Genomic DNA, 18,997 nt, shown 5'->3' with positions numbered 1-18,997 from the left:
CGGAGCGGGGGCGTCCGTACCCTTGCCGGCATGAGAAGGCTCTGGGAACTCGACGCTTTACGCGGGCTGATGCTCGTGCTGATGACATTGACGCATCTGCCGACGCGCCTGACTTCGCCCACGGGCCAGCCGTTCGGCTTCGTCTCTGCGGCCGAAGGCTTCGTGCTCCTGTCCGCCTGCATGGCCGGCATGGTGTACAGCCGCATCGGGCGACGTGACGGCGTCGCTGCCATGCGCCGCGCGCTGTGGCGGCGCTCCTTCAAGATCTACCTTTGCCAGGCCGGCACGCTGCTGTTCTTGTTCACGGTCATCGCGGCGGTCGGCATCCAGGTCGACCAACCGGCCGTGCGCAACCTGATGTCGTTCTATTTCGCAGAGCCGTACACGGCCCTGCTCGGAGCGCTGGCGCTGGTCTATCAGCCGCCGCTTCTGGACATCCTGCCCCTGTACATCCTCTTCATGCTGATCAGCCCCTGGCTTCTGGCACATGCCCAGTGGCACGGCTGGGCCGGCATCATGGCGGTGAGCGTGTCGTTGTGGGTGCTGGCGCAGTTCGGGTTGGGTGTCTGGATCCACGACCTGGCTGTGCAATGGTTCGGCTTGCCGGTGCCCGTGCACGAAACCGGCGCGTTCGCCACGTTCGGCTGGCAGTTCCTCTGGGTGTTCGGGTTGTGGCTGGGCGCGGCCAAGCCGAAAGACCCGACGCTCGCCGCGTGGCGCATGCATCTTCCGCCATGGTCGGTGAACGTCGCCATCGGCTTCGCGCTGGTGGCATTCGTCTGGCGCCACGTGATCGGTCAGGCGCCGTTCGGTGCGAACGTCGGCCTCAACCTGATGTGGGACAAGTGGCAGTTGGCACCCCTGAGGCTCTTGAACCTGTTCGCACTGCTCGTGCTGACACTGCATTTCGGCCCATGGCTGTCGCGGCGGCTACCGCGCATGTCCTGGCTCGAAACCATGGGATCGGCGGCGCTGCCTGTGTTCTGTACGCATCTCGTTCTGGTGCTGCTCACGCTTGCCATCTGGGGCGGGAAGTTCACGGCGCGTCCGTGGTGGGGCGACGTGCTGCTGCTGGCTGCATGCGGCGCCATCATGTATGGCGTGGCGCGCGTGTCGCAATGGGTGGACCGTGCTCCGCAGAAACGGCGGATCACCAGGGCGCGTCAGCGCGCACAACTGCGTGCGGAGACACGCCTGCCTGGCATCGATCCGGTCGAAGTGCCGATCGCGCCGCCGCCGGGTTCACCGGTGGACGTGCTTCTCGAGTTGCCTGAAAAACCGCGACCGGGGATCAGCGCGATGCCGTCGCCGACGTAGCCATCTGCTGGCCAGCCGGCAGGGCCGGAGAGCCCGACGGTGCAGGGGGTTGCAGTTGCGCGGCGATCACCGAGTGCCAGAGTTTGTAGCCGGCGTCAGTCATGTGCAGGCGGTCGGCCTGGTAGAGCTCGGGCTTCGGTGAGCCGTCGGCCCCCAGCATCGGAGTGTGGATGTCGATGTAGCCCGCGTTGGGCAGCGTTGCGACATACGACGAGATCAGCGCATTGGCCTCGCGCATCTTCGGCATCAGGGAGGCGCGGAGCGGGCTCGGCTTGATCGAGATGTAGGTGATGCGCGTGTCCGGAAGTTCCGACCGGACGGTTGCGACGAAGCTGGTGAAGCTTTCCAGCACCTGTTGCGGCGAGCGGCCTTCGGCCAGGTCGTTGTCGCCGGCGTAGACCAGCACGTGGCGCGGCTTGTAACCGTTCACCAGTGTGCGCACGAACCGGTTGCAGTCGTCCATGGTCGAACCGCCGAAGCCACGGTTGATGACGACCGGTACATCGCGGAAATCCTGCGCCATGTTCTTCCACATGCGGATGGTCGAGCTGCCCACGAACAGCACGCCTTCGGACGCCGGGAAACGTTCCTTGTCCGCTGCGGCGAACGCATCCATGCTCGACTGCCAGCGTCCGAACTGCGGCGCTGCCTGCTGAGCGCTTGCGGCAAGGGTTTGCGTCTGCGCGTGCGCTGCCGTGAAGGCAGCAAGCAGGCCGCCCGCAATCAGCAAGGCTGCGAGCGCGCGCGTGGCGGATTTCTTGCGGGAGGCAGTCTGGGCAACGGAATGCGCGATGGAACGCGCAGCAGGGCGGGACGTGTTCACGTGGGCTTTCGGTCGTGGGGTAAGAACAGTCCTACATGGTACGGACGCTGCGGGCGGATGCTGTAACCAAAGCTGCGTTACACGTATGCAGCAGGGTCTTTGCTGTTACACCCGCAGAGCCACGTTGCGCTGCGTTACCCCACGCGCACCGGCACGAAGATGCGGTCCTCGCCGCGCTGGATCAGCAGGGCCACCGACTTGTCGGACTTCCCTACGGCGGCGCGCACCTGCTCGAGGCTGATGACCGGCGTGCCGTTCACCGCGAGCAGCACGTCGCCCGGCTGCACACCCGCCATCGCTGCGGGGCCCGTAGCCTGCTGGATGAGCAGGCCGCCGTCCACACCGGCTTCTTCCTTCTCGTTGGGACGCAACGAGCGCAGGGCGAGGCCGAGCTTGCCGCCTTGCAGGGCTTCGTCCTTGCCGGCAGTTGCGATCTGCGGCTTTCCGCCCGCGTCGCCGAGCTTCGCGGTGATCTCGCGCGTCTCGCCCTTGCGCCAGATCTGCATCTTGACGCTGTCGCCAGGTTGCGCGAGGCTGATGATGGCCGGCAGGTCGCCGGAAGACACGATGCGCTGGCCGTCCACGCTGCGGATCACGTCACCGGGCTGCAGGCCTGCGCGCTCTGCGGGGCCGTTCTTCTCCAGGCTCGAGACGAGCGCGCCTTCGGGGCGTTCGAGCCGGAAGGAGTCGGCCAGCGCCTGGTTCACTTCCTGTACGGCGACGCCGAGCTTGGCATGCTTCACGCTGCCGGTGGCGACGATCTGGTCCTTGATCTTCACGGCCATGTCGATCGGGATCGCGAACGACACACCCTGATAGCCGCCGGTGCGGCTGTAGATCTGCGAGTTGATGCCGACCACTTCACCGCGCCCGTTGAACAGCGGGCCGCCGGAGTTGCCGGGATTCACCGCCACGTCAGTCTGGATGAAAGGAACCGCGCTGTCGTCGGGCAGCGATCGGCCCTTGGCGCTCACCACGCCGGCCGTCACCGTGTTCTCGAAGCCGAAGGGCGAGCCGATGGCCAGCACCCATTCGCCGACCTTGAGGTCCGACGTCTTGCCCATGGCCACGACAGGCAGGTTCTTCGCGTTCACCTTGAGCACGGCGATGTCCGTGCGGGGGTCCATGCCCAGCACCTTGGCAGAAAGTTCCCGGCGGTCGGTGAGCTTCACCGTCACTTCCTTGGCGCCGCGCACCACGTGCGCGTTGGTCAGGATGAGGCCATCGGCCGACACGATGAAGCCCGAACCGACGCCTCGCGTCGGCAGTTCCTGCTGGGGAATCTGGCGCTGCCGGCCCGGCTGCTGTTGCTGGAAGCGGCGGAAGAATTCGAAGAACGGGTCGTTGCCGAACGGGCTGTCGTCCTGTGCCACGGCCTCGTCTTCATCGGCACGCGCCGTACCGACCACGCTGATGTTCACCACGGCGGGGCCATAGCGGTCCGTGATGACGGAGAAGTCGGGTGGCGCAAGCGGCGCCACAGGCGCTACCTGCGTGGCCGCGCTGGCGGTGATGGCCGGTGCAGCGGCGAAAGCATGGCGGTTTTGCACGAAGGACGCGCCTGCGCCGCCGATGACGCCGGACGCCACCAGCGCCAGCACGAGCCGCGAAGTCTTCAGGGATACGGTTTGCATGGAATCTCCACAGGTTGAGCAATCGATGGCTCAACTATGGGGAGCGCAGCTTAGGTGGGGCTTAGACCGGAGCCTGCAGCGACAGGCAGCGTGAGTGACGGGAAGCGGCACGTCACGCGCAGTCCGCCGAGCCGTTCCGAATGCCCGAGCGCGAGTGTTGCTCCATGCCGCTCTGCGACAGCGCGCGCGATGGCAAGACCCAGGCCGCTTCCGCTGGCCTGCGTGGCCTGTACGCCATGGCCGCGCGCGAAGCGATCGAACACGCGCTCCCGTTCTGCTTCCGGGATGCCCGGACCGCTGTCCTCCACGACGAGATGGATGCTGCCATCGGCCTGCGGCGAAAGCGACACATCGACGCGACCCGGCGCCGGTGTGTATTTCACGGCGTTGTCCAGCAGGTTGCGCAGCAGCGTGCGCAAGGACTCGGTGTCGCCGCGCACGCGCAGCCCTGCGCCTTTCGGCCTGCCGCCGTCTTCGACAAGACCCAGGTCGATGCCACTGGCCTGTGCGCGAGGCAGCACGTCGGAGACGGCAAGGCGCGCCACGTCGTGCAGTTCGGCCACATTGCCCGGTGTCTTCGCGTCCCTGGCGGGCGCGTCGGCCTCGGCGCGGGCGAGCGCCAGCAACTGCTCCACCAGATGGATGGTCCGGTCGATCCCCTGGTTGAGACGCGCGATGGCCTGCTCGCGTCCGGCTGTGTCCAGGTCGTCTTGCCGCAATGCCTGCGCCTGCAGCTTCAGCGCAGTGAGCGGCGAGCGCAGTTCATGCGCCGCGTCGGCCACGAAATTCTTCTGCGTCTCGAAAGCTGTCCGCACGCGCGCGAAGAGCAGGTTGAGCTCGTTGACCAGCGGGCGCACTTCGTCGGGCAAGCCCGTCTCCTGCAGCGGCGAGAAGTCGTTGGCGGCGCGGCTGGCCACTTGGCCCTGTGTGCGGCGCAGCGGCACGAGCGATGAACTCACCACCCACCAGACCACCAGCATCAACAGCGGCGCCATCAGCGCGGCGGGCAAGACCGCATGGGCAGCCAGCGCGCGCGCGCGTGCATTGCGCGCACTGCGGTCCTGCGCGATCTGCACGGTCTGGATGGGGGTCTGCACGGTGTAGACGCGGTAGCTCGTTCCTTCGACGTTCACGTCGGAAAAGCCGAGCACGGCACTTTGCGGCAGTTCGGAGCGCGGTGAGCGGAACAACTGCGCGCCGTCCGGCCCCCAGATCTGCACTTCGAAATCGATGTCGTCGTCGAACTGCGGGCCCGGGGGCCACATCGGCGGGGGCATGCCGGAGCGCAGCGAATGCGCCATCTGCCGGAGGTGGAAGTCGAACATCTCGTCGGCCTGGCGGATCGCGCCGCGGTACGCACCCACGGCCTGGAGCACGGCACACAGTGCGATGGCCAGCAGCAGGAACAGCAGCAGTCGGCCGCGCAACGAGTGCGTGCCTTCGGGGCCGGGGTCGAGCGGTTCCCTGCTGGTCATCCGTGCACCTATCGCGGGACGACGTAGCCGAGGCCACGCACGGTCTGGATGATGGCTGCGCCGAGTTTCTTGCGCACGCCGTGCACGTACACCTCCACCGCGTTGCTGCTGACTTCTTCCTTCCAGCTGAAGAGTTTTTCTTCGAGTTGCGCGCGTGAGAAGACGACGCCAGGCCGCGCGATCATCGGCTCGAGCACGGCCCATTCGCGCGCGGAGAGCTGCACCGGTTCGCCGTTCAGCGTGGCCTGGCGGGTGGCGGGGTCGAGCGTCACGCCGTTGTGCGAGAAGACAGGTGCGCCCTGACCGTCGCCACGGCGCAGCAGCGCGCGGACGCGGGCGAGCAATTCGTCGGTGTCATAGGGCTTGACGACGTAGTCGTCCGCGCCCGCGTCGAGTCCGGCGATGCGGTTCGCCACGGCATCCCGCGCGGTGGCCACCAGCACCGGCATCTTCTGGCCACGCTGGCGCAGGCCGCGCAGCACGGCGATGCCGTCGCGGCCGGGCAGGCCCAGGTCGAGCAGCACGAGGTCGTAGCGGCTGTCGCGCAGGGCAGCGTCGGCCAGCGTGCCGTCACGCACCCAGTCCACCGCATAGTGGGCGCGGCGCAGCACGTCCAGCACGGCTTCGCCGATCATCGGGTCGTCTTCTACGAGGAGGATGCGCATGGTGCGATTCATCATAAGCCGCATGCTGGCCGTCAGCTTAGACGTCGCTTAAGCCCATTGAAGACGACGCTGGCCACCCACATCGCAGCCTGGTGCGCTGCGCAGGGCCTGTCCGTCATGCTGGGTGATGTGGACCGCCAGCAGTCCACGCGCGGTGCCGAAGTACTCGACGCATGGTCGGAAAAGCTCGGCGTCCACCCGTGCTCGGTGAATCGGCGGCGCCCGCGCTGCCGATCCCGCACTTCCTCAAGAAGTCACGGGGCTGAGGTTCTCAGGCCACGCCGGGCGCACCCATCATCCTTGACAGTTCGTGGCCTGCGGCTTGCACCAGGGGCAGCCACTCCCTGATCGCGGCGGGACGAAAGCGCTCCGTGGGCCCCGAAATGCCTGCAGACGCAATTGCCTTTCCGTGCGCATCGAAGATGGGCACGGCGACGCCGCTAATCTCTTCGCGGAACTCCCCGCGATTGACCGCCCAGCCCTGCTGGCGGATTTTCTTCAGTTCCGTTTTCAGGGCCGCAGGATCTTCCAGCGTGTGGGGTGTGTAGCGCTGATGGCTGTCGGCAAGGAACGCGTCTGCGGCCGCCTCGTCGAACGCCAGCAGCAATTTGCCGGCGGCCGTGCCGTGCGCAGGCATGCGCGCACCGACTACCGTGTGCACCCGCAGCAGCCGGGCACTCGACTGGATTTCCACATAGGTCACGTGTTCGTTGTCCAGCAGCGCGAGGAATGCGGTCTCGCCCGTGTCATCGCGCAGGCGGCCGAGCACGGGTGCGGCCACCTGACGGAGATCCGAACCCGTTGCTACCTGCGAACCGAGACTCCACAACTTCAGCGAAGGGCGGTAGCGGCCGCTGCCTTCCACCGGTGTCGCGTAACCCGCGGCAACCAGTGTCTGCAACACCCGGTGCGCGTTGCTTTTCACGAGGCCCATCGCCTCGGCAACCTCCGTGACGCCCATCGGTTGCGGGGCCTGGGCCAGCAGGTCCAGGACCCGAAGTCCTTTCAGCAATGTCTTGTCCATGTCGCAATTGTGTGTTGACTCCGTGAAAAGTCCGGAATACAGTTGATCTGAAATATAGAACAGTATTCCAAATATTGGAACACTGTAGACAAGGTGGAGGTGTTTTTCAATCCCGTTTTTCCGGAGAAACACCATGAAGAAGATCGTTTCGTTGTTTGCTGCGGCCGCGCTGGCCGTCGGCATGTCGTCCGCGTCCGCGCAGGCGGACTACCCCACCAAGCCCATCCGCATCATTTCGCCGTTCTCGGCGGGTGGTACGAATGACTTCCTCGCCCGTCTCTCGGGCACCATCCTCGCGCCGCTGGGCCAGCCGGTGACGGTGGAAAACCGTCTCGGTGCGGGTGGCGTGATCGGCTCCAATGCCGTGGCAACCGCAGCGCCTGACGGGCACACGCTCCTGCTGGGTTCGATCTCCACGCATTCCATCGCGCCGACGGTCTACAGCAAGCTGCCCTACGACATCAAGACCGCGTTCACGCCGATCTCCATCGTGGCCGACGTGCCGCTGGTGCTGGTGGTGCATCCGTCGGTGAAGGCGCAGAACCTGAAGGAACTGCTCGCGCTGCTCAAGGCCGACCCGGGCAAATTCAACTACGCCACCTCCGGCGCGGGCACGATCCCGCACATGACGGCCGAACTGTTCAAGACGATGGCCAAGGTCGAGGCCACGCACGTGCCCTACAAGGGCGACTCGCTCGCGATGAACGACCTCGTTGCCGGCCAGGTGCAGATGATGTTCGCGAACCTGCCCTCTGCCATCGGCTTCATCCGCCAGGGCCAGCTGCGCGCACTTGCGATCGGTGGCAAGACCCGCTCGCCCGCGCTGCCCGATGTGCCCACCGTCGACGAAGCGGGCGTGCCGGGCTTTGACGTGACCGGCTGGTATGCGCTGTTCGGCCCCGGCAACATGCCGGACGCCGTCGTCAACAAGATCAACGCCGAGATTGCCAAGGCCGTGCGCCAGCCCGAGTACCAGACGAAGATCCGCAGCCAGGGCGCCGAACCGGTGGGCAACACGCCCGCCGAGTTCCGCGAGTTCCTCGTGAAGGACCAGGAGAAGTGGCGCAAGACCGCCGCGACCACCGGCATCAAACTCGACTGATTCCCCAACCCGAAAGAGACATTCCCCGTTCATGCTTCCCTCACACAATCGCTTCAAGTACTCCGGCATCCGCCAGCGCCCCGTGTTCAGCTGGCCGGGCGACAAGCGGCTGGCGGTCTACATCGCCGTCAACATCGAACATTTCCCGTATGGCGTGCAGTGCGGCGTCGACCTCGACCGCCAGACGCAACCCTGGAGCCAGCGCAGCTGGCTATGGCGCGAATACGGCAACCGCATCGGCGAATGGCGCCTGATTGAGCTGTTCGACGAACTCGGCCTCAATGTCGGGGTGATCGCCAACACGGCCAACTACGAGCACTGTCCCGAACTGATCGCGGCGCACCGTTCGCGCGGTGACGAACTGATCGCGCACGGCCGCTCCAATGCGGAACGCCAGATCGAGATGGACGAGGCGACCGAGCGGCGCATGATCGAGGAAGTCACGGCGTTCATGGAGAAGGCCGACGGCAAGAAACCCAGGGGATGGCTGAGCCCCTACCTCACGCCCAGCCTCGTGACGACCGACCTGCTCAAGGAGCAGGGCTATGACTACGTGCTCGACTGGGGCATCTGCGACGAGCAACCGTTCTGGGTGAAGAGCCGCAGCGGCCCCATCCTCTCGGTGCCGTACCCGATCGAGCTCAATGACCAGCCGGCCATCGCCTACCGCCACAACTCGGCGGACGAATACTGCAACATGATCGTGGAGAACTTCGACGAGATGCTGCGCCGCTCGGCCCATGCGCCGCTGGTGTGCACGATCTCGCTGCACTCCTTCATCATGGGCCAGCCGTTCCGCCTGGCGCGCCTGCGCAAGGCGCTGCAGCACATCATGGCGCACAAGGACAGCGTGTGGATGACGACCCCGGGCGAAGTGTCGGCGTACTACCAGACGCTGCCGCAAGAACTGCAACTGGCGCCCTGAGCATGTCCATGCAACCGGACCAGCCGTTCCCCGACCTGTGCGAAGCACGGGCTTCCATCCGCGCCGGGCAGGCCAGCGCCTCGGCATGTCTGGCGCGGTCGCGCGAGATGTCGCAATCGCCGGCCTGCGCCAACGCATTCATCAGCACGTCGTTCGAAGCGGCCGCGCAGACTGCTGCCACGCCGCAACTGCGCGGGTCCCCGCTCGCGGGGCTCGCAGTTTCGGTGAAAGACCTGTTCGATGTGGCTGGCGAAACGACGCGGGCCTGCGCCGCCGTGCTCGCAAATGAAGAGCCCGCTGAAGAAGACTGCGTCGCCATCGCCCGGCTGCGCTCGGCAGGTGCGGCGTTCGTCGGGCGCACGCACATGTCGGAGTTCGCGTTCTCGGCGGTGGGGATCAATCCGCATTTCCCGACGCCATGCAACGTGGCCGACCGGGAGGTGGCGCGCATTCCCGGCGGCTCTTCGTCCGGCGCTGCCGTGTCTGTTGCCAGCGGCGCAGCGTTCGTCGGCCTGGGCAGCGACACGGGCGGTTCGATCCGGACGCCGGCTGCGTTGAACGGCATTGTCGGTTTCAAGTCGACTGCGCGGCGCGTGCCGCTGACCGGTGTCTATCCGTTGTCGCCGACGCTCGATACCGTGAGTGCGATGACGCGCTCCGTGCGCGACGCCGTCGTCGTGCACGAGGTACTCGCTGCGCGCACCGTTGCGCGTGACAGTGCCTCGCCGAAGGAGCGCCGGCTCGCGGTGCCGCGCACGCTGATGCTGGATGCGCTCGACCCCACGGTGTCTGCGGCGTTCGAGGCAACGCTGGAGCGTTTGTCCGCGCAGGGCTTCGGGATCGAGGAGCTGGACCTGCCGGTCATCCGTGATCTCGGCTGGCTGCAATCGAAAGGTGGCATCACGGCATTCGAGGCCTACGCCGCGCACCGTGAGCGCATCGACCGCGAAGGCGAGCGGTACGACCCGCGTGTGCTGGCCCGTATCCTCAAGGGCCAGGCCATGAGCGAGCGTGACTACATCGATCTGGTGCAGGCGCGACGCGAATGGATCGAAACCGCAGAGATGCTCACCTCGGGTTTCGATGCGCTGCTGTCGCCCACGGTGCCGGTCGTCGCCCCGCCGATCGCCGATGTCGCGCCGGGCGCCGAGCGCGACGCAAAATTCTTCGAGGTGAATGCGCTCATGGTCCGCAACACCAGCGTGGTCAACCAGCTCGATGGTTGCGCCGTCACGCTGCCGTGCCATGCGCCGGACCAGTTGCCCGTCGGGCTCATGGTCTGGCACGGCTGCATGCGCGACGACGTCGTGCTGTGCACGGCAGCGCAGATCGAAACCGCGCTGCAGCCCGCCTGAGGGCAAAAGAGCAGGTTCAGGGATACAGGCCGCGCAGTTCGCGCGTGTGGAGGATGCGCGTGCACGCCACGATGAACGTGGCCGTGCGCAGTGTGACCTTGTGGTCCTGCGCCACCTGCCAGACGCCGTTGAACGCGGACTTCATGATGCGCACGAGGCGCGCGTTGATCTCGTCTTCGTCCCAGAAGAAGCTGGAGAAGTCCTGGACCCATTCGAAGTAGCTCACCGTCACGCCGCCGGCGTTGGCGATCACGTCGGGCACCACGAGCACGTTGCGCTCCTTGAGGATGTCGTCGGCCTCCGGCGTGGTCGGGCCGTTGGCGCCTTCGATGACGAGCCTGGCCTTGATGCGGCTCGCGTTGCCCTTGTTGATCTGGCCTTCCAGCGCGGCGGGGATGAGGATGTCGCTGTCCACGTCCCAGAACTGGTCGTCGGCGATCTTCTCGCCACCGTCGAAGCCAGCGACGGTACGGTGCTCGGCCACGTGCTTGAGCAGTTCGGGCACGTTCAGACCGCCTTCACGGTAGATGGTGCCACCATGGTCCTGCACGGCGACCACACGGGCGCCGGTTTCGGCGAACAGCTTGGCTGCCACGCCACCCACGTTGCCGAAGCCCTGCACGATCACGCGTGCCTGGCTGACGTCGAGGCCGATGTGTCCTGCGGCTTCCACGCCCACGGTGAACACGCCGCGGCCGGTCGCTTCCACGCGGCCGAGCGAGCCGCCCAGGTCGATCGGCTTGCCGGTGACCACGCCGGTCGCGGTGGAGCCCTGGTTCATGGAGTACGTGTCCATCATCCACGCCATGATCTGGCCGTCGGTGTTGACGTCGGGCGCGGGGATGTCCTTGTTGGGGCCGATGATGATGCCGATCTCGCTGGTGTAGCGGCGGGTGATGCGCTCGAGCTCACCACGCGAGAGCTTGCGCGGGTCGACCCGGATGCCGCCCTTCGCGCCACCATACGGCACGTTGACTGCGGCGTTCTTGATGGACATCCACGCCGAGAGGGCCATCACTTCGGACAGCGTCACGTCCTGGTGGAAGCGCACGCCGCCCTTGCCCGGGCCGCGCGAGGTGTTGTGCTGTACGCGGTAGCCCTCGAAGTGCGCCACGCTGCCGTCGTCCAGGTGGATCGGCACGTCGACGATCAGCGCACGCTTGGGGCGCTTGAGGGTTTCGACCCAGCGCGAGAGCTTGCCGAGATACGGCGTGACGCGGTCCACCTGTTGCAGGTAGATGCCCCAGGGGCCGAGATTCTCGGGGTCGAGATAAGAGGGAAGGGCGTTCGGAAAAGAGGGGGCGGCCGCATGGGCGGGCTTGCTGGCGGTGGACATGGAAAAAAGCTCCTGTGCTTCGTTGCGTATGAACGATGCGAAGCGTAGGCGGGCTGTTTCCACCTGTCCAACGCCAAACAGGTGCAGAAGTATGCAAATAATGCATGATGCGGCCCCTGTCCTTTGGAGGGGGCCTGTGCGGGCCGGCGCTCAGCCCAGGCGTTTGCGGTGGCGTTCGATCTGTGACTGCACCTGCGCCGGGGCCGTGCCGCCCAGCGTGTTGCGAGCGTTCAGCGAGCCGCGCAAGCTCAGGGCGTCATACACGTCCTTCTCGATGGACGGGTTGAACTCCTGCAGCACCGACAGCGGCAGCTCGGACAGGTCGACGTTGTGCGAGATGGCGGCCTTGACGGCATGCGCCACCGTTTCGTGCGCATCGCGGAAGGGCAGGCCCTTCTTCACCAGATAGTCGGCCAGGTCGGTCGCAGTCGCATAGCCCTTGAGTGCGGCCTGCTCCATGGCCTGCGGCTTCACGGTGATGCCCTCGACCATTTCCGCGAAGATGCGCAGCGTGTCTTTCAGGGTGTCCACCGTGTCGAACAGCGGCTCCTTGTCTTCCTGGTTGTCCTTGTTGTAGGCCAGCGGCTGGCCCTTCATCAGGGTGATCAGGCCCATCAGGTGGCCGACCACACGCCCGGTCTTGCCCCGGGCGAGTTCGGGCACATCGGGGTTCTTCTTCTGCGGCATGATCGACGAGCCGGTGGTGAAGCGGTCGGCGATCTGGATGAAGCCGAAGTTCTGGCTCATCCACAAAATCAGTTCTTCGCTGAAGCGGCTCACGTGCACCATGCACAGGCTCGCGGCAGCGGTGAACTCGATGGCGAAGTCGCGGTCGCTCACGGCGTCCAGGCTGTTCTGGCAGACCAGCGGATTGCCCTGTTCGTCCACCATGCCCAGCGTGCGCGCCACGCGTTCGCGGTCCAGCGGGTAGCTGGTGCCGGCCAGCGCGGCCGAACCCAGCGGCAGGCGGTTGGTGCGGCGGCGCACGTCCGACATGCGCTCCGCGTCACGCGAGAACATTTCCACGTAGGCCAGCATGTGGTGACCGAAGCTCACCGGCTGCGCCACCTGCAGATGGGTGAAGCCCGGCAGGATGACCTCGACATTCTTGCCGGCAATGTCCACCAGCGCTTTCTGCAGGTCGGTCAGCAGGCCGGCGATGAGGTCGATCTCGCCGCGCAGCCACAGGCGCACGTCGGTGGCGACCTGGTCGTTGCGGCTGCGGCCGGTGTGCAGGCGCTTGCCGGCGTCGCCCACCAGCTGGGTCAGGCGCGCCTCGATGTTCAGGTGCACGTCTTCGAGGTCGAGCTTCCAGTCGAAGGCGCCGGTCTCGATCTCGCTGCGGATCTGCGCCATGCCCTTCTGGATGGCGGCCAGGTCTCCGGCGGAAATGATGTTGCCGTGCGCCAGCATCTCCGCATGGGCGAGCGAGCCCTCGATGTCGGCCTGCCAGAGGCGCTTGTCGAAGAAGACGCTGGCGGTGTAGCGCTTGACCAACTCGCTCATCGGCTCGGAGAACAGCGCCGACCAGGCTTCGGATTTCTTGTCGAGTTGGTTTTGGGACATGTGAAGGCAATAATCGGGCAGTTACCCGACAGGCAGGAATGAAAGAGTCCCAAATTTTATCGGCCTTCCATGAACCGCTGCCCGCCATCGAGCCGGCCCAGCGGCCATCGGTGTTCGATGCCTGCCATATCGGCGTGGTTTTGCGCGCCGTGCTGTTCGTGGAGGCCGTGGTCGCGGTGGCGATGCTGTTTCATTCCAGCTCGGTCATGCAATGGTTGACGCTGGTGTCCCTCCTCACTGCGGCGGCACTTCCTTCCACGCTGGCCTGGCTGATCGCCGCCTGCGGACTCAAGAAATACCTGGCACACCTCCCGCTCCCTGCCCAGTATGCCGCGGGCATCGGGCTTGGTGCCTTGGCTGGTCTCTATGGCTGCGGCATGCTGTTCCTGGTCGATTTCATTGCGCCGCCACCCTGGCTGGCCAGCGCGAGTACCGGTGCGATGTTCTCAGCGGTGCTGCTGGTCGGGCTCGAGTTGCGCGCGCGGGCCCGCATGCCGGCTGACACCACGGCGCGGCTGGCCGAACTGCAGTCGCGCATCCGGCCGCACTTCCTCTTCAACACGCTCAACAGTGCCATTGCGCTGGTGCGCGCGGAGCCCGCCAAAGCCGAAGCGCTGCTGGAAGATCTCAGCGATCTGTTCCGTCATGCGCTGCAGGAAGCGGGCGGCTCGGTGACGCTGGCCGAAGAAATCGCGCTGGCCGAGCGTTACCTCGCGATCGAACAGGTGCGTTTCGGCGACAGGTTGCGGGTGCAGTGGACGATCGACCCGGACGCCGGCGCGTCGCGGCTGCCGCCGCTGCTGCTGCAGCCTCTGGTGGAAAATGCCGTCAAGCATGGCGTGGAGCCAAGCGCCACGGGTGCTGATGTGCAAGTGAGCACCGAGCGGCGGCGCAGTTCGGTGGTGATCAAGGTCACGAACACCGTACCGGCCGGGCCGGGGGCGCCCGGCAACGGCCTGGCGATGACCAACGTCCGGGACCGCCTGCGGCTGCTGCACGATCTGAAGGCGCAGTTCAGCGCCACCATGAAGGACGGCATGTACCAGGTGCGCATCGAGATTCCCGTGGGAGAAACCGTGTGATGACGAACACAATGTCCGGGTTGGCGCTGAGGGTGATGGTGGTGGACGACGAGCCGCTGGCGCGGATTCGCATGCGCACCTTGCTGGGCGACTGCAGGCAGCCGCTGACACGCGTGACCGGCGAAGCGGGGAATGCCGTGCAGGCGCTCGAGGTGCTGGGGCGCGAGCCGGTGGATGTGGCGCTGCTGGACATCCACATGCCGGGCACCGACGGGCTGCGGCTCGCGCAGGCCATCAAGGGTCTGCCCCAGGTGCCGGCTGTCATCTTCATCACTGCGCACCCAGGGCACGCATTGCAGGCATTCGACGTGGATGCCGTGGATTACCTGACCAAGCCCGTGCGACTGGAACGCCTGCAGCAGGCGTTGCAGAAGGCGGAGCGTTACCTGAGTGACCGTGTCGCTCCGGCGGCCTCCGCGACGCCCGCGCCGGCGCTGATCATCCAGGACCGTGGGCGCACCGAACGCGTGCCGCTGTCCGAAGTGCTGTATTTCAAGGCGGAACTGAAGTACGTCACCGTGCGCACCGCGTCACGAAGCTACATCCTGGACGGTTCGCTCAGCGAACTGGAAGAGCGTTATGCCGAAGGCTTCATGCGCATCCATCGCAATGCACTGGTGGCGCGAAGCGCCGTGCGTGCGCTGGAGCGCCATTACAGCCACGAGCCCGGCGAAGAAGGCGAAGGCTGGGCCGTTCGCATGAACGGCATCGACGAAGTGCTCGCGGTCTCGCGCCGCCAACTGACCGCCGTACGCGAGGCGATCGCGGCAGTCTGATCCGCCGGTTGGTCAGCCGGTGTTGCGCAGCCCGGCTGCAATGCCGTTGATCGAGATGTGAATCCCCGTCTGCACGCGCTCGCCGGTCTGTCCCGCCCGATAACGCCGCACGAGTTCCACCTGCAGGTGATGCAGCGGGTCGATGTAGGGGAAGCGATGGCGGATCGATCGTTGCAGCGCGGCATTGCCGGCCAGCCGTTGCCGTTCACCTGTAATGGTGGCCAGCGCGTCGCTGGTGCGTTGCCATTCGGCCTCGATGGCCTGGAACACTTTCTTGCGCAGTCGTGAATCCGACACGAGTTCGGAATAGCGTGACGCGAGGGCGAGGTCGCTCTTGGCCAGCACCATGTCCATGTTGGACAGCAGCGTGCGGAAGAAAGGCCACTGCCGGTACATCTTCTGCAGCAGCGCGAGGCCTTCCTTGCGGCTGCCCGATTGCGACAGGAACGATTCCACCGCCGAGCCGAAGCCGTACCAGCCCGGCAGCGTCAAACGGCACTGGCCCCAGCTGAACCCCCACGGGATGGCGCGCAGGTCTTCGATGCGCTGGCTCGCCTTGCGCGACGCCGGGCGTGAGCCGATGTTGAGTTCCGCGATCTCGCGGATCGGCGTTGCGCTGAAGAAGTAGTCGGTGAAGCCGGGTGTCTCGTACACCAGCGCGCGGTAGGCCGCCATGCTCGCCTGCGACAGTTGCGCAGCCGCTTCGTGGAACGCACGGGATGCCGGCTTGGTCGGTTGCAGCAACGTGGCTTCGAGCGTGGCCGCCACCAGCGTCTCCAGGTTGCGCCGTCCGATCTCTGGGTTGGCGTACTTCGAGTCGATCACCTCGCCCTGTTCGGTGAGCCGGATCTGCCCGCGCACCGTGCCGGGCGGCTGCGCCAGGATGGCCTGATAGCTCGGGCCGCCGCCACGCCCCACCGTGCCGCCGCGGCCGTGGAACATGCGCAGCGTGATGTTGTGGCTGTTGGCGAGTTCGTCGAACAGCTCGACCAGCGCGATCTCGGCGCGGTACAGCTCCCAGTTGCTGGTGAAGATGCCACCATCCTTGTTGCTGTCGGAATAGCCGAGCATGATGTCCTGCTCGGCGCCGCTGGCCTGCACCAGCCGCGCGATGCCCGGTAGCGCGTAGAACGCGCGCATGATGGGTGCGGCGTTGCGCAGGTCCTCGATGGTCTCGAACAGCGGCACGACGATGAGGCCGGTCGTGGCCTCGTTTGCCGATTTGCCCTGGCCGCGCTTCTTCGATGCCCCGGCTGCCGGATCGACGAGCCGCCCGCGCATCAGGCCCACTTCCTTTTGCAGCAGCAGCACCTCGAGCAGGTCGCTCACCGTTTCGGTGTGGCTGATGATGTAGTGGCGGATGGCCTGCTTGCCGAAGGCGTCGCGCAAGCGGCGGGCTGCTTCGAAGATGGCGATTTCACTCTGCGCAAGCGGCGAATATTCCGCGTCCATTACCCGAAGCGGGCGGGCGTCGGACAGCAGGCGCAGCAGCAACGTGCGACGCTCCTCTTCCGCCAGCGCCGGGTAGTCGGCTTCGATGCCGGCGACGCGCAGCAGTTCGGCGACGACTTCTTCGTGCTTGTCGGAGCTCTGCCGCAGGTCCACCGTGGCCAGATGAAAACCGAAGACCTCCACGGCGCGGATCAGCGGTCGCAGGCGCTGCGACAGGAGCGCCGCGCCGTGGTTGGCATCCAGCGACGCTTCTATGACGCGCAGATCTGCCAGGAACTCTTCCGCGCTGAGGTAAGGGTTCTGTGGCGCGACCGCATGTCGCGCGGCATCGCCGCCGGTGAGCGCCTTGAGTGTTGCGGCCAGACGCGAATACATGCCGGTGAGTGCCCGGCGATACGGTTCGTCCATGCGGTGTTCGCTGGTGTCGGGCGAGCGCGCGGCCAGCGCCTGCATGTCTTCGCTCACATCCACGAGTCGGGCCGACAGCGAGAGCTCGCCGCCCAGGTAGTGCACCTCGGTCAGGTGGTGGCGCAGCGCCATCTCGGCCTGCCGCCGCAGTGCGTATTCGAGCGTCTGCGCACTCACATTCGGATTGCCGTCACGGTCGCCGCCGATCCATTGCCCCATGCGCAGGAAGCTGTGGACCTTGTTCTGGCCGAGTGCGCCCTCGAGTTCGGCGTAGAGCTTGGGAATTTCTCGCAGGAACGTGGCTTCGTAGTAGCTGAGTGCGTTCTCGATCTCGTCGACGACGGTGAGCTTGGAGAAGCGCAGCAGGCGCGTCTGCCACAACTGCATGACGCGCGAACGGATCTGTGCCTCGTTCGCCGCGAGTTCGCGTGGTGTGAGTGCGTCGCGTGGCTGCGCGTGCGCGCGGATTTCATCACGGGCCGTCAGCAACTGGGCGATGCCGCGCTCGGCATCGAGGATGCTCTTGCGCTGCACTTCCGTCGGATGCGCCGTGAGCACGGGCGAGACGTGGCTGTTGGCCAGCGTCGTGGCGATGGCGCGCGGCGAGATGCCGGCCCATCGCAGGCGTGCCAGCGCCACCTCGATGCTTCCTTCCTGCGTATCACCCGCGCGCTCGTGCACGGCGCGGCGGCGGATGTGGTGCCTGTCTTCAGCCAGGTTGGCCAGGTGGCTGAAGTAGGTGAACGCCCGGATCACGCTCACCGTCTGGTCGTCGGTCAGGCCCTTGAGCAGTTTCTTGAGCGCCCCGTTGGCCTCCTGGTCGGCGTCGCGCCGGAATGCGACCGACAGCTTGCGGATGCGCTCGACGAGTTCATAGGCATCGACGCCCTCCTGCTCGCGGATCACGTCGCCGAGGATGCGGCCGAGCAGGCGGATGTCATCCACCAGGGGTTGCTCGTTGGTCTTGCTGCGCCGCGCGGGCGTCAGATTGCTGGTGTCCGGCGTGTTGCCTGTTTTCACGGGTCGCGTCTCCTGCCTCGGCTGTGGAAGTGGATGCCGCGCGGGCGCACACAGGACGTACCCGGGGCGCAGGTTGGTGCGGCGCAACATGCTAGCATCCCCCGCAATGTCAGCCGCTTCCCCAGCTACCTCCATCACCATTGCCACGCGCGAGAGCCGGCTTGCGCTCTGGCAGGCCGGGCACGTCAAGGCCCTGCTCGAAACGCGTGGCCATCGCGTCACCCTCCTGGGCATGACGACGCGAGGTGACCAGATCCTGGATCGCTCGCTGAGCAAGGTCGGTGGCAAAGGCCTCTTCGTCAAGGAACTCGAAGTCGCCATGTCGGAAGGACGTGCCGATCTCGCGGTGCACTCGCTCAAGGACGTGCCGATGGAGTTGCCGGAGGGCTTCGCACTGGCTTGCGTGATGGAGCGCGAAGATCCACGCGATGCTTTCGTGTCGAACAACCACGCCTCGCTGGCCGCGCTGCCCCAGGGCGCGAAAGTCGGTACATCCAGCCTGCGTCGCGTCGTGTTGTTGCGCGCCTTGCGTCCCGACCTCGTCATCGAGCCGCTGCGCGGCAACCTCGACACCCGTCTGCGCAAGCTGGACGAAGGCCAGTACGACGCCATCGTTCTTGCCGCGGCGGGCCTCAAGCGCCTGGGGCTCTCCGGACGCATCCGCGAAATATTCGAACCCGAGGTGATGCTGCCCGCTGCGGGGCAGGGTGCGCTGGCGCTGGAGGTCGGCGAGCATCGGGCCGATCTGCTCGCCGCGCTCGCGCCGCTGGCACACCAGGAATCGTGGCTGTGCGTGCACGCCGAGCGTGCGGTCAGCCGCGCCATGGGCGGCAGTTGCTCCATGCCGCTGGCCGTGCATGCGACGCTGGACGGCCAGTACATGCGGCTGCATTGCGCATGGGGCGATGCCGAAGGCGATGCGCCACTGGTTCGCGAGCAGGGCGCTGCCAACGTGACCACGCTCGACCAGGCTGCGGCGCTGGGCGCGGAAGTTGCCGCGCGCCTGCGTGCGGCGGGTGCGCATTAGCGCGGGAACG

General features: G+C 66.3%; 15 protein-coding genes. 7 read left to right on the top strand and 8 right to left on the bottom strand.

Annotated elements, in window-relative coordinates:
• Nucleotides 1-30: 30 nt before the first annotated feature.
• On the top strand, nt 31-1,317 hold the full coding sequence (gene opgC, locus ACO2Q9_RS17765) for an OpgC domain-containing protein (protein ID WP_423313202.1): 1,287 nt from the start codon (nt 31-33) through the stop codon (nt 1,315-1,317).
• On the opposite strand, the gene ACO2Q9_RS17760 is transcribed toward opgC, so the two are convergent.
• From ACO2Q9_RS17760 to ACO2Q9_RS17740, 5 genes are all read right to left on the bottom strand, one after another.
• Nucleotides 1,292-2,140: an SGNH/GDSL hydrolase family protein gene (locus ACO2Q9_RS17760; RefSeq protein WP_423313200.1), complete on the bottom strand. Its 849-nt coding sequence runs from the start codon at nt 2,138-2,140 to the stop codon at nt 1,292-1,294. The two genes, opgC and ACO2Q9_RS17760, sit on opposite strands and share 26 nt — an antisense overlap.
• 134 nt (nt 2,141-2,274) lie before the next feature.
• Nucleotides 2,275-3,774 carry a Do family serine endopeptidase gene (locus tag ACO2Q9_RS17755; RefSeq protein WP_423313198.1) on the bottom strand — a complete coding sequence of 500 codons (1,500 nt, stop codon included), beginning with the start codon at nt 3,772-3,774 and terminating at the stop codon, nt 2,275-2,277.
• Between the two features lie 50 nt (nt 3,775-3,824).
• Complete coding sequence (locus tag ACO2Q9_RS17750; protein WP_423313197.1) at nt 3,825-5,249, bottom strand: ATP-binding protein; 1,425 nt, start codon at nt 5,247-5,249, stop codon at nt 3,825-3,827.
• Between the two features lie 8 nt (nt 5,250-5,257).
• The gene (locus tag ACO2Q9_RS17745) at nt 5,258-5,914 is read right to left on the bottom strand and encodes a response regulator transcription factor (RefSeq protein ID WP_423313196.1); all 657 of its coding nucleotides are present in this window, start codon (nt 5,912-5,914) and stop codon (nt 5,258-5,260) included.
• A 271-nt stretch (nt 5,915-6,185) separates the two neighbouring features.
• Nucleotides 6,186-7,121: an IclR family transcriptional regulator gene (locus tag ACO2Q9_RS17740; protein WP_423313194.1), complete on the bottom strand. Its 936-nt coding sequence runs from the start codon at nt 7,119-7,121 to the stop codon at nt 6,186-6,188.
• On the opposite strand from ACO2Q9_RS17740, the gene ACO2Q9_RS17735 reads away from it, so the two are divergent.
• Genes ACO2Q9_RS17735 through ACO2Q9_RS17725 form a run of 3 tightly spaced genes read left to right on the top strand, consistent with a single transcriptional unit; the run spans nt 7,072 to nt 10,320 of the window.
• Nucleotides 7,072-8,040 (top strand): Bug family tripartite tricarboxylate transporter substrate binding protein, encoded by a 969-nt coding sequence (locus tag ACO2Q9_RS17735; protein WP_423313193.1) that lies wholly within the window; start codon nt 7,072-7,074, stop codon nt 8,038-8,040. The genes ACO2Q9_RS17740 and ACO2Q9_RS17735 overlap by 50 nt on opposite strands.
• Before the next feature lie 31 nt (nt 8,041-8,071).
• The gene (locus ACO2Q9_RS17730; protein ID WP_423313191.1) at nt 8,072-8,965 is read left to right on the top strand and encodes a polysaccharide deacetylase family protein; all 894 of its coding nucleotides are present in this window, start codon (nt 8,072-8,074) and stop codon (nt 8,963-8,965) included.
• 2 nt (nt 8,966-8,967) lie between these two features.
• Entirely contained in the window at nt 8,968-10,320 is a 1,353-nt protein-coding gene (locus ACO2Q9_RS17725; protein ID WP_423313190.1) for an amidase, read from the top strand.
• Nucleotides 10,321-10,336: 16 nt separating this feature from the next.
• Here ACO2Q9_RS17725 and ACO2Q9_RS17720 read toward each other — a convergent pair whose 3' ends face one another.
• On the bottom strand, nt 10,337-11,656 hold the full coding sequence (locus ACO2Q9_RS17720) for a Glu/Leu/Phe/Val family dehydrogenase (protein WP_423313188.1): 1,320 nt from the start codon (nt 11,654-11,656) through the stop codon (nt 10,337-10,339).
• A gap of 150 nt (nt 11,657-11,806) precedes the next feature.
• On the bottom strand, nt 11,807-13,222 hold the full coding sequence (argH, locus tag ACO2Q9_RS17715; RefSeq protein WP_423313186.1) for an argininosuccinate lyase: 1,416 nt from the start codon (nt 13,220-13,222) through the stop codon (nt 11,807-11,809).
• Nucleotides 13,223-13,260: 38 nt separating this feature from the next.
• Here argH and ACO2Q9_RS17710 point away from each other — a divergent pair, with 38 nt between their 5' ends.
• Nucleotides 13,261-14,304 (top strand): sensor histidine kinase, encoded by a 1,044-nt coding sequence (locus ACO2Q9_RS17710; RefSeq protein WP_423313184.1) that lies wholly within the window; start codon nt 13,261-13,263, stop codon nt 14,302-14,304.
• 20 nt (nt 14,305-14,324) lie between these two features.
• A complete protein-coding gene (locus tag ACO2Q9_RS17705; RefSeq protein ID WP_423313256.1) occupies nt 14,325-15,080 on the top strand; it encodes a LytR/AlgR family response regulator transcription factor in 756 nt (251 codons plus the stop codon).
• Between the two features lie 12 nt (nt 15,081-15,092).
• Here ACO2Q9_RS17705 and ppc read toward each other — a convergent pair whose 3' ends face one another.
• Nucleotides 15,093-18,050, bottom strand: coding sequence for a phosphoenolpyruvate carboxylase (gene ppc / locus ACO2Q9_RS17700; protein WP_423313182.1), 2,958 nt, complete (start codon nt 18,048-18,050; stop codon nt 15,093-15,095).
• Nucleotides 18,051-18,066: 16 nt separating this feature from the next.
• On the opposite strand from ppc, the gene hemC reads away from it, so the two are divergent.
• The gene (hemC, locus tag ACO2Q9_RS17695; protein ID WP_423313181.1) at nt 18,067-18,987 is read left to right on the top strand and encodes a hydroxymethylbilane synthase; all 921 of its coding nucleotides are present in this window, start codon (nt 18,067-18,069) and stop codon (nt 18,985-18,987) included.
• The last annotated feature ends 10 nt before the right edge of the window (nt 18,988-18,997 follow it).

It is taken from the genome of Variovorax sp. VNK109, from assembly GCF_049445855.1.
Taxonomy (GTDB): Bacteria; Pseudomonadota; Gammaproteobacteria; order Burkholderiales; family Burkholderiaceae_C; genus JAGOCV01.
This window is presented reverse-complemented; position numbering and strand designations above follow the sequence as displayed.

What these genes read in the sequence shown, in the direction of transcription:
- opgC (WP_423313202.1), top strand. Translation starts at nt 31, where the DNA reads ATGAGAAGGCTCTGGGAACTCGACGCTTTACGCGGGCTGATGCTCGTG.
- ACO2Q9_RS17755 (WP_423313198.1), bottom strand. Translation starts at nt 3,774, where the DNA reads ATGCAAACCGTATCCCTGAAGACTTCGCGGCTCGTGCTGGCGCTGGTG.
- ACO2Q9_RS17750 (WP_423313197.1), bottom strand. Translation starts at nt 5,249, where the DNA reads ATGACCAGCAGGGAACCGCTCGACCCCGGCCCCGAAGGCACGCACTCG.
- ACO2Q9_RS17745 (WP_423313196.1), bottom strand. Translation starts at nt 5,914, where the DNA reads ATGCGCATCCTCCTCGTAGAAGACGACCCGATGATCGGCGAAGCCGTG.
- ACO2Q9_RS17735 (WP_423313193.1), top strand. Translation starts at nt 7,072, where the DNA reads ATGAAGAAGATCGTTTCGTTGTTTGCTGCGGCCGCGCTGGCCGTCGGC.
- ACO2Q9_RS17740 (WP_423313194.1), bottom strand. Translation starts at nt 7,121, where the DNA reads ATGCCGACGGCCAGCGCGGCCGCAGCAAACAACGAAACGATCTTCTTC.
- ACO2Q9_RS17730 (WP_423313191.1), top strand. Translation starts at nt 8,072, where the DNA reads ATGCTTCCCTCACACAATCGCTTCAAGTACTCCGGCATCCGCCAGCGC.
- ACO2Q9_RS17725 (WP_423313190.1), top strand. Translation starts at nt 8,968, where the DNA reads ATGTCCATGCAACCGGACCAGCCGTTCCCCGACCTGTGCGAAGCACGG.
- ACO2Q9_RS17720 (WP_423313188.1), bottom strand. Translation starts at nt 11,656, where the DNA reads ATGTCCACCGCCAGCAAGCCCGCCCATGCGGCCGCCCCCTCTTTTCCG.
- argH (WP_423313186.1), bottom strand. Translation starts at nt 13,222, where the DNA reads ATGTCCCAAAACCAACTCGACAAGAAATCCGAAGCCTGGTCGGCGCTG.
- ACO2Q9_RS17710 (WP_423313184.1), top strand. Translation starts at nt 13,261, where the DNA reads ATGAAAGAGTCCCAAATTTTATCGGCCTTCCATGAACCGCTGCCCGCC.
- ppc (WP_423313182.1), bottom strand. Translation starts at nt 18,050, where the DNA reads ATGTTGCGCCGCACCAACCTGCGCCCCGGGTACGTCCTGTGTGCGCCC.
- hemC (WP_423313181.1), top strand. Translation starts at nt 18,067, where the DNA reads ATGTCAGCCGCTTCCCCAGCTACCTCCATCACCATTGCCACGCGCGAG.